At 69.1% G+C, this 15,922-nt stretch carries 16 protein-coding genes; 12 read left to right on the forward strand and 4 right to left on the reverse strand.

Annotation, left to right across the window (positions count from 1 at the left end):
* Positions 1-6 precede the first annotated feature (6 nt).
* From BCR55_RS08405 to BCR55_RS08420, 4 genes are read left to right on the forward strand one after another with little or no spacing between them, the layout of a single operon-like run.
* Positions 7-1,959: a lytic transglycosylase domain-containing protein gene (locus tag BCR55_RS08405; RefSeq protein ID WP_006409600.1), complete on the forward strand. Its 1,953-nt coding sequence runs from the start codon at positions 7-9 to the stop codon at positions 1,957-1,959.
* Positions 1,960-2,017: 58 nt separating this feature from the next.
* Entirely contained in the window at positions 2,018-2,977 is a 960-nt protein-coding gene (locus BCR55_RS08410) for a complex I NDUFA9 subunit family protein (RefSeq protein WP_065494438.1), read from the forward strand.
* Positions 2,978-3,036: 59 nt separating this feature from the next.
* The gene (locus BCR55_RS08415; protein WP_059939346.1) at positions 3,037-3,684 is read left to right on the forward strand and encodes a glutathione S-transferase family protein; all 648 of its coding nucleotides are present in this window, start codon (positions 3,037-3,039) and stop codon (positions 3,682-3,684) included.
* Complete coding sequence (locus BCR55_RS08420) at positions 3,681-4,922, forward strand: multifunctional CCA addition/repair protein (RefSeq protein WP_065494439.1); 1,242 nt, start codon at positions 3,681-3,683, stop codon at positions 4,920-4,922. Before BCR55_RS08415 ends, BCR55_RS08420 begins: the two co-directional genes overlap by 4 nt.
* A gap of 117 nt (positions 4,923-5,039) precedes the next feature.
* Here BCR55_RS08420 and BCR55_RS08425 read toward each other — a convergent pair whose 3' ends face one another.
* Positions 5,040-5,888 carry a helix-turn-helix domain-containing protein gene (locus BCR55_RS08425; RefSeq protein WP_065494440.1) on the reverse strand — a complete coding sequence of 283 codons (849 nt, stop codon included), beginning with the start codon at positions 5,886-5,888 and terminating at the stop codon, positions 5,040-5,042.
* Between the two features lie 483 nt (positions 5,889-6,371).
* On the opposite strand from BCR55_RS08425, the gene BCR55_RS08435 reads away from it, so the two are divergent.
* Positions 6,372-8,222 (forward strand): M24 family metallopeptidase, encoded by a 1,851-nt coding sequence (locus BCR55_RS08435; protein ID WP_006409598.1) that lies wholly within the window; start codon positions 6,372-6,374, stop codon positions 8,220-8,222.
* A 67-nt stretch (positions 8,223-8,289) separates the two neighbouring features.
* On the opposite strand, the gene BCR55_RS08440 is transcribed toward BCR55_RS08435, so the two are convergent.
* From BCR55_RS08440 to flgA, 3 genes are all read right to left on the reverse strand, one after another.
* Positions 8,290-8,730, reverse strand: a complete 441-nt coding sequence (locus tag BCR55_RS08440; RefSeq protein WP_006402753.1) for a flagella synthesis protein FlgN — start codon at positions 8,728-8,730, stop codon at positions 8,290-8,292.
* A 45-nt stretch (positions 8,731-8,775) separates the two neighbouring features.
* Positions 8,776-9,114: a flagellar biosynthesis anti-sigma factor FlgM gene (gene flgM / locus BCR55_RS08445; protein ID WP_006402754.1), complete on the reverse strand. Its 339-nt coding sequence runs from the start codon at positions 9,112-9,114 to the stop codon at positions 8,776-8,778.
* A 100-nt stretch (positions 9,115-9,214) separates the two neighbouring features.
* Complete coding sequence (flgA, locus tag BCR55_RS08450; protein ID WP_065494442.1) at positions 9,215-10,381, reverse strand: flagellar basal body P-ring formation chaperone FlgA; 1,167 nt, start codon at positions 10,379-10,381, stop codon at positions 9,215-9,217.
* Positions 10,382-10,582: 201 nt separating this feature from the next.
* On the opposite strand from flgA, the gene flgB reads away from it, so the two are divergent.
* The 7 genes from flgB to flgH are packed head-to-tail and all read left to right on the forward strand — an operon-like array spanning position 10,583 to position 15,919.
* A complete protein-coding gene (gene flgB / locus BCR55_RS08455; protein WP_006402756.1) occupies positions 10,583-11,071 on the forward strand; it encodes a flagellar basal body rod protein FlgB in 489 nt (162 codons plus the stop codon).
* Positions 11,072-11,111: 40 nt separating this feature from the next.
* Positions 11,112-11,537, forward strand: coding sequence for a flagellar basal body rod protein FlgC (gene flgC / locus BCR55_RS08460; protein WP_006402757.1), 426 nt, complete (start codon positions 11,112-11,114; stop codon positions 11,535-11,537).
* Positions 11,538-11,592: 55 nt separating this feature from the next.
* On the forward strand, positions 11,593-12,336 hold the full coding sequence (gene flgD, locus BCR55_RS08465) for a flagellar hook assembly protein FlgD (protein ID WP_006402758.1): 744 nt from the start codon (positions 11,593-11,595) through the stop codon (positions 12,334-12,336).
* A gap of 27 nt (positions 12,337-12,363) precedes the next feature.
* Entirely contained in the window at positions 12,364-13,605 is a 1,242-nt protein-coding gene (gene flgE / locus BCR55_RS08470; protein ID WP_006409603.1) for a flagellar hook protein FlgE, read from the forward strand.
* A gap of 20 nt (positions 13,606-13,625) precedes the next feature.
* Positions 13,626-14,384: a flagellar basal-body rod protein FlgF gene (gene flgF, locus BCR55_RS08475; protein ID WP_065494443.1), complete on the forward strand. Its 759-nt coding sequence runs from the start codon at positions 13,626-13,628 to the stop codon at positions 14,382-14,384.
* A gap of 38 nt (positions 14,385-14,422) precedes the next feature.
* The gene (gene flgG / locus BCR55_RS08480) at positions 14,423-15,211 is read left to right on the forward strand and encodes a flagellar basal-body rod protein FlgG (protein WP_006402761.1); all 789 of its coding nucleotides are present in this window, start codon (positions 14,423-14,425) and stop codon (positions 15,209-15,211) included.
* 18 nt (positions 15,212-15,229) lie between these two features.
* On the forward strand, positions 15,230-15,919 hold the full coding sequence (gene flgH / locus BCR55_RS08485) for a flagellar basal body L-ring protein FlgH (RefSeq protein WP_059939364.1): 690 nt from the start codon (positions 15,230-15,232) through the stop codon (positions 15,917-15,919).
* Positions 15,920-15,922 lie beyond the last annotated feature (3 nt).

Below are 15,922 nucleotides of genomic sequence, written 5' to 3' on the forward strand. Positions count from 1 at the left end.
AAAACGATGTCGAACAGCCTTTTCCGAGTATATCGTGCGGTCGCGCTCGCGCTGTCGGCCGCCGCGCTCGTCGCGGGCACGGCCGCCTGTGCCGCCCCGAACGACGACACGCTGGCCGGGGACGACCAGATCTTCGTGCAGCTTCGCGAAGCGGCGCGCCGCAACGACGCAGCGAAGGCTGCGCAGCTCGCCGCGATGATTCCGAACTATCCGGTGCCGTCGTACGTCGAGTATTTCCAGATCAAGCCGCAGCTGTTCGACTCGACGGGCCGCGCGCGCGTGGATGCGCCGGACGCGCCCGTGGTGTCGTTCCTGCAGCGCTACGACGGGCAGGCGATCGCCGATCGCATGCGCAACGATTATCTGCTCGTGCTCGGCGCGCGCCACGACTGGCGCAATTTCGACGAGCAGTACAAGCGTTTCGTGCTCGACGACGACACGCAGGTCAAGTGCTACGCGCTCGAGTCGCGCGCGGCGCGCGGCGAGAACGTCGCCGATGCGGCGCGCGCGCTGCTCGTCGAGCCGAAGTATTACGGCGACGCGTGCGTCGACCTCATCACCGCACTCGCGGTCAATCAGCAGTTCACGAGCGACGACGTGTGGCAGCAGGCGCGCTTCGCGTACGAGCAGAACTACACGTCGCTCGGCGGCAAGATCGTCGATGCACTCGGCGCGCGCCCGGTCGGCTTCGATCAGGCGACGAGCGCGCCGCCGCTGTACCTCGCGCGCGGCGTCGGCGCCGACGCGGCCTCGCATCAGCTCGCGCTGATCGCGCTCGGCCGGATGGCGCGCAACGATCCGGACTCGGCGGCCGCGATGCTGACGTCGATCGCGCCGTCGCTGACGAAGCAGGAGCAGGCGATCGCGTGGGGCGCGATCGGCTATCAGGGCGCGCTGAAGCGCTCGCCGCTCGCGTCGGTCTGGTATGCGAAGTCCGCGAACGCGCCGCTGTCGAATTCCGGCTACGAATGGCGCACGCGCGCGGCGCTGCTCGCCGGCAACTGGCCGATGGTGCGCTGGTCGATCGAGCAGATGCCGCCATCGCTGCGCGAAGATCCGGCGTGGATCTACTGGCATGCGCGCGCGCTGAAGCAAAGCGGCGACACGCTGCAGGCAAACCAGGAATTCGAGCAGGTCGCGGGCCAGTTCAACTTCTACGGGCAGCTCGCCGGCGAGGAGCTCGGTCAGCGCACGACGATTCCGCCGCGCACGCGCGTCAGCGACGCGGAGATCGACGCGATGAGCAAGGTGCCGGGCTTCGCGCTCGCGCAGCGCTTCTATTCGCTGAACCTGCGGCTCGAAGGCAACCGCGAATGGAACTGGCCGCTGCGCGGCATGACCGACCGTCAGTTGCTCGCAGCCGCGGAATACGGCAAGCGCATCGGGCTGCTCGACCGCACGGTCAACACGGCCGATCGCACGAAGGCCGAGCACGATTTCACGCTGCGCTATCCGTCGCCGTATCGCGACATCGTCGAGCGCTACGCGCAATCGACCGGCCTCGACATCGAATGGGCGTACGGGCTGATCCGCCAGGAATCGCGCTTCATCACGAGCGCGCGTTCGTCGGCGGGCGCCGGCGGCCTGATGCAGCTGATGCCGGCCACGGCGCAGCTCGTCGCGAAGAAGCTCGGCATGGGCACGATCACGCGCGCGCAGATGCACGACATCGATACCAATATCCAGCTCGGCACCTGGTATCTGGCCGACATCTACAACAACTTCGACAGCTCGCCGGTGCTCGCGACGGCCGGCTACAACGCGGGCCCCGGCCGCCCGCGCCAGTGGCGGCAGGTATTGACGCAGCCCGTCGAAGGCGCGATCTTCGCGGAAACGATCCCGTTCAACGAGACGCGCGACTACGTGAAGAACGTGTTGTCGAACACCGTGTATTACGCGGCGTTGTTCGAAGGCAAACCGCAGTCGTTGAAGAAACGGCTGGGCATGATCTCGCCCTGATCCGCAACCTTCACACTGCCGCGCACGACGCGGCAGTGTCCTTTTTGAGGTTCCGACCATGGATGGCCAGACCGTCGCGCTGCTGGGCGGCACCGGCTTTATCGGCAGCCGGCTCGTCGCAGCGCTGATCGACGCCGGCAAGCACGTCCGGATCGGCACGCGCCGTCGCGAGCACGCGCGCCATCTGTCGATGCTGCCGGTCGACATCGTGGAGCTCGAGACGTTCGACACGCGTTCGCTCGCGCGCTTCGTCGCCGGCGCGCAGGCGGCCGTCAATCTGGTCGGTGTGTTGCACGGCGGCCGCGGCACGCCGTACGGCGCCGGCTTCGAGCGCGCGCACGTCGCGCTGCCTGCCGCGCTCGCGCGCGCGTGCGCCGAAGCCGGTGTGCGGCGTGTGCTGCACATGAGCGCGCTCGGCGCCGACTCGCACGGGCCGAGCATGTATCAGCGTTCGAAAGGCGACGGCGAGGCCGCGCTGCACGCGATCGCCGCGACCGAGCCGCTCGCGGTGACGATCTTTCGTCCGTCGGTCGTGTTCGGGCCCGGCGACGCGTTTCTCAATACCTTCGCGCGGCTGCAGCGCGTCGCGCCGGTGCTGCCGCTCGCGATGCCCGACGCGCGCTTTCAGCCGGTATTCGTTGGCGACGTCGTGCGCGCGTTCGTCAACACGCTCGAGCTGAGCGCCGCGCACGGGCGCACGTACGAACTGGGCGGGCCGACCGTCTACACGCTCGAGCAGCTGGTGCGTTACTGCGGCACGCTGGTGGGCCGGCAGGCACGCATCGTGCGGCTGCCCGACGCGCTCGCGCAGCTGCAGGCGCGCGTGTTCGAGTGTCTGCCCGGCGAGCCCGTGATCACGCGCGACAATCTCGCGTCGATGTCGGTGCCGAACGTGCTGTCGGGGCCGCTCGCGCCGGAACTCGGCATCGTGCCCGCGAGTCTCGAGAGCATCGCACCGGCCTATCTCGGCGACGCCGCGCAGCGCTCGCGATTCGAAGCGCTCCGCTCGCGCCGCTAGCGCGGCGTCGGCGGCGCGCCCATCCCCGTTTTCACTTTCGCGCTTTTCGGAAGACCATCATGAAACTCGTCATTGGTGACAAGAACTACTCGTCGTGGTCGATGCGGCCGTGGCTGCTGCTCACGCATTTCGGCATTCCGTTCGACGAGATCGCGATCGAGCTGCGGCGCGACGATACGGCCGCGCGCATCCGCGAATATTCGCCGTCCGGCAAGCTGCCGTGTCTGATCGACGATCACGGCGTCGCGATCTGGGAATCGCTCGCGATCGCCGAGACGCTCGCCGAGCGCTATCCGCAGTACCCGATGTGGCCGGCCGATCCCGCGCGGCGCGCGCATGCGCGCAGCATCTCGGCCGAGATGCACGCGGGCTTCGCCGCGCTGCGCACGCAGATGGGGATGAACGTGCGTGCGTCGATGCCGGGCCGCGGCGCGACGCCCGAAGCGCTCGCCGACGTCGCGCGGATCGACGCGCTGTGGAGCGAGTGCATCGCGGCCTCGGGCGGCCCGTTCCTGTTCGGCGAATTCGGCATCGCCGACGCGATGTACGCGCCGGTCGTGATGCGCTTCAACACGTACGCGCCGACGCTTTCGCCCGAGGCGGCCGGCTATGCGGCGCGCATCACCGCGCTGCCGGCGGTCCGGCAGTGGATCGACGCGGCGCGGCGCGAGACGAACGTGATTGCCGAATACGAGCCGGCGCGATGAACATCTACGCTGTGGGCGGTGCGATCCGCGACGAACTGCTCGGCGTGCCGGTGCAGGACCGCGACTACGTGGTGGTCGGCGCGACGCCCGAGCAGATGATCGCGCAGGGCTTCCGGCCGGTCGGCAAGGATTTCCCGGTGTTCCTGCATCCGGACACGCACGAGGAATATGCGCTTGCGCGCACCGAGCGCAAGACGGCGGCCGGCTATCACGGCTTCCAGTTCCACTACGCGCCCGACGTGACGCTCGACGAGGATCTCGCGCGCCGCGACCTGACGATCAACGCGATGGCGCGCGAGGTGAGCCCGGACGGCACGCTGATCGGCCCGGTCATCGATCCGTTCGACGGCCAGCGCGATTTGCGCGCGCGCGTGTTCCGGCACGTGAGCGACGCGTTCGTCGAGGACCCGGTGCGGATTCTGCGGCTCGCGCGCTTTGCCGCGCGTTTTGCCGACTTCACGGTGGCCGACGATACGCTCGCGCTGATGCGGCGGATGGTCGACGCGGGCGAAGTCGATGCGCTCGTGCCCGAGCGCGTATGGCAGGAGCTCGCGCGCGGGCTGATGGAAGCGAAGCCGTCGCGGATGTTCGCGGTGCTGCGCGACTGCGGCGCGCTCGCGCGGATCCTGCCGGAGGTCGACGGGCTGTGGGGCGTGCCGCAGCGCGCCGACTATCACCCGGAAGTCGACACGGGCGTGCACGTCATGATGGTCGTCGACTACGCGGCGAAGCAGCGCTATTCGCTGCCGGTGCGCTTCGCGGCGCTTACGCACGATCTCGGCAAGGCCACGACGCCCGACGACGTCCTGCCGCGCCACACCGGCCACGAAGGCCGCAGCGTCGATCTGCTGAAGCCGCTGTGCGAGCGGCTGCGCGTACCGAACGAATGCCGCGACCTCGCGCTCGTCGTCGCGCGCGAGCACGGCAACCTGCATCGCGTGATGGAGATGGGCGCGGCGGCGCTCGTGCGGTTCTTCGAGCGCACCGACGCGCTGCGCAAGCCGGCGCGTTTCGCCGAGATGCTGCAGGCATGCGAGGCGGACGCGCGCGGGCGGCTCGGGCTCGAAGCGCAGCCGTATCCGCAGGCCGAGCGGCTGCGCGTCGCGCTCGCGGCCGCGCGCAGCGTCGACGCGGGCGCGATCGCGCGCGAGATCGGCAGCGATTCGGCGAAGATCAAGGACGCCGTGCATCGCGCACGGATCGAGGCGGTCGCGCACGCGCTCGAGATCGGCGAGTAACGGCGGCGGACGGCAGGACGGCGTATGCGGTGCGGGCCACGGTGTGCGCCCGAGCGCAGACAGGTTCGGCGGTCGGCGTATGCGGCGGGCAGGTTGCGCCGCTGCCGGGGCGACGCTTTAGGGCTTCGCGCGCGCCGCGCGTTTGGGGCGCGGGGCGCGTGCGCTCGCCGTGCGGCGGCCGACGCGCGCAGGCGATTCGCTATCGGATGCCGCCGCGCCGGCATCGGCGGGTGTGGATGCCGATTGAGCGGCGGGCTTGGCGGTGCGCTTTGCCGCGCGCTTCGTCGCGACCGGCGCACGGCGGCGCGGCGCTGCATCGCCTGTGCGCGTCTCCGCGTGCCGCGCGTCGGCCTGCGCGTCGCCCGTGCGCTGCGCGACTTCCATCGTCGCCGAGACGAACGTCGCGCGGCTGTCGTCGAACAGCGGCAGCGTGCCGACCGCGATCACTTCCGCCGGCCCGTCGCCGACGTTCGCGACACGGTGCCGCTTGCGCGCATCGAAGTGCAGCGAATCGCCCGGCGACAGCGGGTAGTCCTTCTTGCCGATCGTGTAGCAGATGCGACCGCTCAGCACGTACACGAACTCGTCGCCGCCGTGCGCGACCCATTCGGAGCGGTAGCCCTCCATCATCCGGACCTTCAGCGCATTGAGCTGGCTGCCGTCGAACGTCGTCGACAGCCGTTCGTACCACTGCGATGTGCGGTCGACCGCATACGACTCGCGCCGGCCCGCGTGCGAATCGGGCTGCGCCTGGCGCGGCTGGTCGATCAGCGCGCCGAGCGGCACGTTCAGCGCCTTCGCGACGTTCACGAGCGACGAAATGGAGATGCCCGTCAGATGGCGTTCGACCTGGGACAGGAATCCGACCGACAGCTTCGCTTCGGTCGCGACTTCCAGCAGCGTCTTCTTCGCTTCCCGGCGCAGGCGGCGAATGCGCTGGCCGATACGCATGATGTCTGAATCCATGAATCTCTTTCGTGGCAGCGAGCCGGAAGGCGGGGACGGACGGCGCCGGCGGCCCGGATGCGGTTTTCCGCGAATCGCACGCGGCACGGCCGGTTCGGGCGGCGATGCCGGCGCATTGTACCGCGCGACATCGTTCGGCCGCGTCGGCGCGGCGGGCGTCGCGCGTGCATCGTGGAATTTTAGTGGCACCAAAATTTAAGCTTGACCTCAATTCCGCGCTGCTCTAGATTCTGTCGCGCGTGCGTCGAAATTTTAGTGTGACGAAAATTCTCGCGCGCCCGGCACGTGCGGATCGTGAAGCATCCGCGCATCCGCGCATCCGCGCGCCGGCGCTGCGGCATATCGCGCGAGCGCGGGCCACGCCGCACGGCCGACGCCTTTGCGGCATGCGCGCCGCCCGGCCGTCGGCCGGTCCCGCCGCATGCGAGCACAACGCGCACGCCGCAGCACGCGTGCCGATAACAACGACAGGACGACACTTCGATGATCGATCGACTGACATACAGCTTTTCCAGCCTCTCGCCGTATCAAGCTTCCGTTGCCGACACGCAGGCCGCGCTGTCGCGCGCACTCGACACGCTGCAGCTCGACGCGTTCGTCGTCACGTCGCAGGACGAATACGTGACCGAGTATTTGCCGCGCCACAACAATCCGCGCTACGCGCTGTCCGGTTTCGACGGCTCGGCCGGCTGCGGCGTGTTTCTCGGCGAAGCGGCCGCGCGTGCGCTCGGCATGCCGCCGTTCGTGCTGTTCGTCGACGGTCGCTATCACCTGCAGGCCGAGCAGCAGTGCGACCCCGCGCGCGTGCGCGTCGAGAAGCTCGGCCTCGATCGGACCATCTGGGCCGCGATCGCCGACTGGCTGGTCGCGCACGCGGCGCACGTGCCGCGCATCGGCTACGACGGCTGGCGCGTCAGCGTCGGCCAGCGCGAGCGCCTGTTCGCCGCGACGCGCGACGCGGCGCTGACGTGGTCGAGCGTCGCGGATCGCGCCGTCGATCGCGCGATCGCGCTGCCCGGCTGGCACGTCGAGCGGCCGATCTTCGAGCTGCCGGAGTCGATGACGGGCGCGCGCGTCGCCGAGCACGTCGCGGCGTTGAACCGGCGGCTCGCCGCGCGCACCGGCGCAGCCGACGGCAAGACCGCGTTCGTCACCTGCGCGTCCGACGATCTCGCCTATCTGCTGAACAGCCGCGGCTACCATCTGCCGAACGCGTCGTCGCATCTGGGCTTCCTGTTCGTGATCGGCGAGCAGATCGTGCTGTTCCTGCCGGAAGGCTGCGATCGCTGTCCGGTCGAGCTCGTGTCGTATCCGGCGCTGCACGTGATCCGGCGCGACTTCGGCGCACTCGAGCGCTTCGTTGCGCAGTTCGCGGTCGAGCACGTCTGCTACGGCTTCGACGCGGTGAACTGCGCGCTCGCCGACAGCGTGCGTCGCGTCTGGCCGCATGCGACGCACGCCGACTTCAATCCGGTCGAAGCGATGCGGGCCGCGAAGACGCCGGCCGTGCTCGACCGGTTTCGCGACGCGTTCGCGCGCAGTTCGGCGGCGATCGCCGAGACGATGCGCTGGGCGAAGGCCGGCGAGCCCGGCCGGCGGCACACCGAATACGATCTCGCGCGCGCGATCAACGACGCGTACGGCGCGCGCTCGGCCGTCGCGCTGACGTTTCCGTCGATCGCGGCGAACGGCGCGAACAGCGCGCACGCGCATTACACGGCCGCGAGCGCCGACGTCGAGCTGACCGAAGGCGAACTCGTGCTGCTCGACAGCGGCGCGTATTACGAAGCGGGGTTCGCGACCGACTGCACGCGCGTCGTCCTGCGGCGCACGCGTGCGGACACGGTCGCGCAGCCGTGGCAGCGCGAGATCTACACGGTCGCGCTGAAGGCGTGCATCAAGGGGCTCGTCACGCATTACCCGAAAGACGCGACGGGCGGCGACGTCGACGCGCTCGTGCGCCAGGTCTGCCGCGATCACGGCTACGACTACGGGCACGGCACCGGACACGGCGTCGGCATCCACGTGCACGAAGGCGGCGTGCGTTTCGCGCCGGGCGCGCCCTACGGGCTCGTGCCGAACGCGGTGATTTCGGTGGAGCCCGGCATCTACGTGCCGGGCAAGGGTGGCGTGCGGATCGAGAACATCGTCGTCATCCGCCCGAGCGAGCGGGAGCCGGACAAGGTGCGCTTCGAGAATCTCGTTGCGGTCGGCTACGACTGGGATCTGATCGATCTGGCGCTGCTCGACGACGACGAGCGTGCGTATCTGCGCGACTACGAGCGGATGTGTGTGGAGCGCGGCACGCAGGTGACGGCGTGCCCGCTGCTGTAACTTCGCCGTCGGTGGGCGGCGCGGCGGCCGCGCAGGCGACGCGGCGCTCGCCGGCCGTCTCGGCGCGTCAGCGCATCAGCGCCGACACGCGTCCGTCCGGGCCGTACACGCCGGCCGGCGCGGGCGCCGAGCGCAGCACGGCGAGCGCGCGCTCGTTGTAGTCCATCCGGATCCGGATCAGCATTCCGTTGTTCGCGTTCGCGCGGCGCGCGCGTTCGGCGGCCTGCTGGAGCAGCGTCCAGCAGCCCGCGAGGCGCGTGTCGCGCTCGGCCGCGAGATCCATGCCCTTCTTGCCGGCCGGAAAGCCGAGCGCCGCGAGCTGCGTGTCGCGCGTGCGCTCGAGCTGCGCGAGCCGGTCGAGCAGCGCGGTCTTCTTCTCGACGATGTCGGGCAGCATCGCGAGCGGCTCGGCCGTCGTCAGCGCCTTTTCCTCATACGCGAGCAGCGACGCGAACGCTTCGACCGTCGCGTGCTCGTCGTTGACCGTGGCCAGCAGTTCTTCTCTCATCGCGTGATGCTCGTCGCGCCGGGCGCCGGCAAACCGGAGGCCGGCTCAGTTGCCGCGCGGCCGCTGCTGCTGCAGCAGTTCGCGCGCGGTGTTCAGCACGCCGTCGGCGATCTTGTTCGCGTCGATCGTCAGCGTGCCGTCCTTCAATGCGTCCTTGATCGACTGGACGAGGCCCATGTCGATGTCCGCGCCGCCGGAGGCCGACTGCGCGCGCAACTGGCCCGACAGACCGGACAGGTTCACGGTCGCGTCGCCGCCGGCGGACCCGGCGTCGGACGCCTGCGGCGCCGTCGACGCGGCCGCGCCGGATTGCGGGCGAGCGGCGCCGTTGCCGGTGCTGGCCGGCGCGACGGGGCTCGGGTTCGGAGTGGTATCGATTTTCACGATGGCGTTCCTGTACGGTTTGACCCAGATAACGGCAGGTGCGGCCCGAACTTTAGCATCGCGCGCTCGAAATTCTCCGAATAAACAATCCTTTGCATTCTTACAGCGGGATCTCCACCGTCCCCGCGTCCTTCACGATCGCGGTGACGATCTGGCCCGCCGCCATCCTGACCCTGACCGACTGGCCGGGCGCCGCATTCGCGAGCGCGCTGCCTTCGGCCGAGATCGTGAAGCCGGGCCCGGCCGCGACGACGCGCACCGTCTGCCCGGCCGACACCGACGCCGCGCTCTTCAGCATGTCCTGGCGCAGCGGCAGGCCGGCTGCGATCCGCGCGAGCGCGGTCGCGCCGATCGCCTGCGCGGGGTCGGTGATCACCGCGAGCGGCAGCACCGTCAGATCGCCGTCGCGTGCGACGAGATCGGCCGCGCTCAGCGGCTCGCCGGGCGCGATCTGCCGCGCGGCGACGTAGTAGGTCGCGTGCACGGTGACCTTCGCCTGCAGATAGACGGTCCACGGCCGCTCGCCCGCGCAGCGCACGCCGACCGTCGTGCGGCCCCAGAGCCGTGCGCCGGTCGGCAGGAACGGCTCGAGCGTCGTGCAGGCGGCGAGCCCGCGCGGGAACGCCGGCGCGACGGTCGCGCTCGTCTTGCCGGGCAGCCCGGCGATCTGCTGCTGCAGGAACGCGAGCGCCGCGCGCCGGATCGTGTCGGGGTCCTGCTGGGCGGGGGCGCCGGCCGATTGCGTCGGCGGCGGCGAAGCGGGTGCGGCTGTCACGGCCGCGGTGACGGCGGCAGGGCGTGTTGCCGATACGGCCGATACGGCGCGCGTCGCGAGCGCCGTGCGCGGCGGCGTTTTCACGATGTTCGGCACCGCGTCCGACGCGCCTGCAACGACCGTCACGATACCGCTCGGATCGGCCGCGCGCGGCGCGACGGCTGCCGGTGCGACGGCGGCTGCATTGCCGCGCGTGCCCGGCGCCGCATCGACCGGCCCGTTCGCCACGAAGCTCGTGGTGCCCGTGGCCCCCGCATTCGCTGCGGCGCGCGTCGGCGCGGCGTCGTTCGCGCCGAGCCGTCCGCCGCTCGCGGCATTCGCGCTCGCGAGTGCGTGCTCGGCCGTGTCGCCGCGTCCGGGAATCACGATCATCCCGTCGTCCGCGTGCGCGACCGCCGCGACGACCGACAGCGCGGCGGCGAGCCCGAGCGCGCGCGCACGCCGGCGCTGCGTCCGCCGTTCGTCCGTTCCGCGAAGTGCGCCGCCCGTCATCGCCGTGTCCTCGATCCGTTGATCCGCTTCGCATTCTAGGGAGCGCGCCCGGCGCGCAAACGATGAATAGAGGGGGGCTTTGCCGCGTTATTCGCACGATTGCCGGTTGCGCGCGCCGCCTACCATCGCTGTCATGGAAAAAAGCCTTCCGGGCCCGCGCGGCGCGGCAGGCGTGCAGCGCTTCATCCGGAGGACGCACAGATGCTGGACAAACTCGATGCCGAATTCGCGTTCGGGCGACAGGCGCTCGACGTCCGCGCCTATCGGCAGGAACTGCTGTCGTCGAACATCGCGAACGCGGATACGCCGGGCTATCGGGCACGCGACGTCGATTTCGCGTCGACGCTCGCACGCTCGCTGAAGCAGGCGAACGGCGGACTCGCGCCGAGCAACGCCGCGCAGCTGCCGCTCGCGCAGCCGGCCGGCGTGACGAGCGGGATGACGATGGCCTCGACGGCGCCCGGCCACATGGCGGGCACCGTGAAGCTGATTCCGACCGGCGGCCCGTCCGACGACTACGGGCGCGCGCAGTACCGGATGCCGCTGCAGCCGTCGCTCGACGGCAACACGGTCGATCTCGACGTCGAGCGCGTGCAGTTCGCGAACAACGCGCTGCACTACGAGACCGGGATGACCGTGATGACGCAGCAGATCAAGGCGATGATCGCCGCGATCACGACGAACTCGTGAGCGCGCGCGCCGTTTCCGAACCCGAGCACAAGGAGCCTTCATGCCCTCGTTGATGAACATCTTCGGCGTCGCCGGCTCGGCGCTGTCCGCGCAGTCGCAGCGCCTGAACGTCACCGCATCGAACCTCGCGAACGCCGACAGCGCGACCGGCCCCGACGGCAAGCCGTACAAGGCGAAGCAGGTCGTGTTCGCGACCGATCCGATCGGCGGCGCGCGCACCGCGTCGGGCCAGGGCGTCGGCGGCGTGCGCGTGACGAAGGTCATCGACGATCCGTCGCCGATGAAGTCGACCTACGACCCCGCCAACCCGGCCGCCGACGCGAACGGCTACGTGCAGATGCCGAACGTCGACCCGGTGCAGGAAATGGTGAACATGATCTCGGCGTCGCGCTCGTATCAGGCCAACGTCGAGACGCTGAACACCGCGAAGCAACTGATGCTGAAGACGCTGACGATCGGCTCGTGAGCCGCGCGGCGCCCGATTCGACCGACCCGACAGTTTCGACACAAGGCCACCGAGCATGACCTCCTCCTCCACGACGATCGGCAGCAACGGCGCGAACGTATCGACGCTGCCGACCGACACGATGAACACCAACAACGTGTCGACGACCGGCACGTCGGCGAGCGACCTGCAGGCGACGTTCCTGAAGCTGCTCGTCACGCAGCTGCAGAACCAGGATCCGACGAGCCCGGTCGACAGCTCGCAGATGACGTCGCAGCTCGCGCAGATCAACACGGTGAGCGGCATCGCGCAGCTGAATACGTCGCTGACGTCGCTGTCGACGCAGCTCGCGGCCGGCCAGCAGACGCAGGCCGCGCTGCTGATCGGCTCGAACGTGCTCGCGCCGGGCGATACGGTGGCGGTGAAGAGCGGCGCCGCGTCGCCGTTCGGCGTGTCGCTGACTTCCGACGTGTCGAACCTGACGATCACCGTGAAGAACTCGGCGGGCGCGGTCGTGAACACGATCAACGCGGGCAGCCAGTCGGCCGGCACCGTGCCGTTCAACTGGACGCCGACCGACGCGGCCGGCAACGCGCTGCCGGACGGCCAGTACACGATCAGCGCGCAGTACACGGGCACCGACGGCAAGAGCTATGCGCCGACCGTGCTGACCGCCGCGCAGGTGCAGAGCGTCATCAAGCAGTCGGACGGCACGCCGGGGCTCGTGCTGTCGAACGGTTCGACGGTGGGCCTCACGCAGGTCGCGTCGATCTTCCCGAACACGGGCTCGTCGTCGTCCGGCAGCGCGTCCACCAACTGATCCAGCTTCCTCGAAACGGAGACCGAAATGGGTTATCAACAGGGTCTGAGCGGCCTCGCCGGCGCATCGAACGCGCTGGACGTGATCGGCAACAACATCGCGAACGCGAATACGGTCGGCTTCAAGTCGAGCACCGCGCAGTTCTCCGACATGTACGCGAACTCGATCGCGACGTCGGTCAACACGCAGATCGGGATCGGCACGGCGCTCGCGTCGGTGCAGCAGCAGTTCGGGCAGGGGACGATCAACACGACGAACTCGTCGCTCGACGTCGCGATCAACGGCAACGGCTTCTTCCAGATGTCGAACAACGGCACGATCACGTACACGCGTGACGGCACGTTCCAGCGCGACAAGAACGGCTACATCGTCAACTCGCAAGGCCTGAACCTGATGGGTTACGCGGCCGACAAGAACGGCGTGATCAACACCGCGCAGACCGTGCCGCTGCAGGCGCCGACGACCAACATCGCGCCCACCGCGACGACCAAGATCACCGGCCAGTTCAACCTGAACTCGCAGGACACGGTGCCGACCAAGACGCCGTTCGACGCGACCGACACGACGACCTACAACTATTCGACGTCGATCCAGGTGTACGACTCGCTCGGCGGCTCGCAGGCCGTCAACATCTACTTCGTGAAGTCCGCAGCCGGCACCTGGGAAGCGTATGCGGGCGTGCAGGGCGGCACGACGAACGATCTCGGTACGATCCAGTTCGATTCGTCGGGCGCGATCTCGGGCACGACGACGGGCTCGCCCGCCACGCCGACCGCGGCGCTCGGCCAGTTCCAGTTCACGGTGCCGAACACCGACGGCTCCGCGACGCCGCAGACGCTGACGCTCGACCTGACCGGCACCACGCAGTACGGCGGCAAGGACGGCGTGAACAATCTCGCGCAGGACGGCTACGCGAGCGGCACGCTGACGACCTTTACGATCGGCACCGACGGCAAGCTCACCGGCAACTACTCGAACGGGCAGACCGCCGTGCTCGGCCAGATCGCGCTCGCGAACTTCAACAACCCGAACGGGCTCGTCAACATCGGCGGCAACCAGTACGCCGAGACGGCCGCGTCGGGCGTCCCGCAGATCTCGGTGCCGGGCAGCACGAACCACGGCACGCTGCAGGGCAGCGCGCTCGAGAACTCGAACGTCGACCTCACGTCGCAGCTCGTGAACCTGATCACTGCGCAGCGCAACTACCAGGCGAACGCGCAGACGATCAAGACGCAGCAGACCGTCGACCAGACGCTGATCAATCTGTAACGCGCGGATAACGGGCAGCCATGGACCGACTGATCTATACGGCGATGACCGGCGCGTCGCAGTCGCTCGACCAGCAGGCGATCGTCGCGAACAACCTCGCGAACGCGTCGACGACGGGCTTTCGCGCACAGCTCGCGACCTACCGCGCGGTGCCGATGAATTTCGGCGACGGCAGCGCGATCGATCCGAACACGACGCGCACCTACGTGCTCGCGTCGACGCCGGGCGCCGACTTCGCGCCGGGCCCGATCACGCGCACCGGCAACCCGCTCGACGTCGCGGTGCAGGGCCCCGGCTGGCTGTCGGTGCAGCTGCCGGACGGCAGCGAGGCGTACACGCGCGCGGGCAACCTGCACGTCGACCAGAACGGCCAGCTCGTGAACGCGAGCAACCTGCCGGTGGTCGGCAACGGCGGCCCGATCTCGGTGCCGCCGAATGCGGAAGTGACGATCGGCAAGGACGGCACGGTGTCCGCGCTGATGCCGGGCGATCCGCCGACGGCCGTCGCGATCGTCGATCAGATGAAGCTCGTCAATCCCGATCCGGCCACGCTCGTGCGCGGCAACGACGGCCTGTTCCGCACCGCCGACGGCAATCCGGCCGACGCCGATCCGAACGTCGCGGTCGTGCCGAATTCGCTCGAAGGCAGCAACGTGAATCCGGTCACCGCGATGGTCGCGATGATCGACAACGCGCGCGCATTCCAGCTTCAGTCGAAGCTGATCCAGACGGCCGACCAGAACGAGCAGTCGGCGAACCAGTTGCTCAACTTCAGCTGAGCGAGCCGCGCCAGCCCCCCCGCAGGAGAACCTGACAAGTGAATCGTTCGCTTTATATCGCCGCTACCGGCATGAACGCGCAGCAGGCGCAGATGGACGTGATCTCGAACAACCTCGCGAACGTCAGCACCAACGGCTTCAAGGGCTCGCGCGCGGTGTTCGAGGATCTGCTGTACCAGACGATCCGCCAGCCGGGCGCGAACTCGACGCAGCAGACCGAACTGCCGTCCGGGCTGCAGCTCGGCACCGGCGTGCAGCAGGTCGCGACCGAGCGGCTCTACACGCAGGGCAGCCTCACGCAGACCGGCAACTCGAAGGACGTCGCGATCAACGGCGCGGGCTTCTTCCAGGTGCTGATGCCGGACGGCACGAACGCGTACACGCGCGACGGCTCGTTCCAGACCAACGCGCAGGGCCAGCTCGTCACGTCGAGCGGCTATCAGATCCTGCCGGCGATCACGGTGCCGCAGAACGCGACGTCGCTGACGATCGGCAAGGACGGCGTCGTGTCGGTCACGCAGCCGGGCTCGAGCAACGCGGTGCAGATCGGCTCGCTGCAGATCGCGACCTTCATCAACCCGGCCGGCCTCGAGGCGAAGGGCGAGAACCTGTTCGCGGAGACGACGTCGTCGGGCGCGCCGAACGTGTCGCAGCCGGGGCTGAACGGCGCGGGCACGCTCAATCAGGGCTACGTCGAGGCGTCGAACGTGAACGTCGTGCAGGAACTCGTGAACATGATCCAGACGCAGCGTGCGTACGAGATCAACAGCAAGGCCGTGACGACGTCCGACCAGATGCTGCAGACCGTCACGCAGATGAAGAGCTAACCGGACCGAGTCGTTGCCATGAAGCAGGTTCGCCTTCTCCCGCCCACCGCCGTCCGCGCCGCCTGCGCGCTCGCGGCGGCGGCGCTCGCCGGTTGCGCGCAGATTCCGCGCGAGCCGATCGTCCAGCAGCCGATGACCGCGCAGCCGCCGCTCCCGGTATCGATGCAGGCGCCGGGTTCGATCTTCAATCCCGGCTACGCGGGCCGGCCGCTGTTCGAGGATCAGCGGCCGCGCAACATCGGCGACATCCTGACGATCGTGATCGCGGAAAACATCAACGCGACGAAATCGTCGGGCGCGAACACGAACCGGCAAGGCAACACCGACTTCAACGTGCCGACCGCCGGCTTCCTCGGCGGGCTGTTCAGCAAGGCGAACCTGTCGGCGGCCGGCACCAACAAGTTCGCGGCGACCGGCGGCGCGAGCGCGGCGAACACGTTCAACGGCACGATCACGGTGACCGTCACGAACGTGCTGCCGAACGGCAACCTCGTCGTCAGCGGCGAAAAGCAGATGCTGATCAACCAGGGCAACGAATTCGTGCGCTTCTCGGGCGTCGTCAATCCGAACACGATCTCCGGGTCGAACTCGGTGTACTCGACGCAGGTCGCCGACGCGCGGATCGAATACTCGGCGAAGGGCTACATCAACGAGGCCGAGACGATGGGTTGGCTGCAGCGCTTCTTCCTGAACATCGCGCCGTGGTGAAGA

The sequence above is a fragment of the Burkholderia sp. CCA53 genome, assembly GCF_001685525.1.
Classification (GTDB): domain Bacteria; phylum Pseudomonadota; class Gammaproteobacteria; order Burkholderiales; family Burkholderiaceae; genus Burkholderia; species Burkholderia multivorans.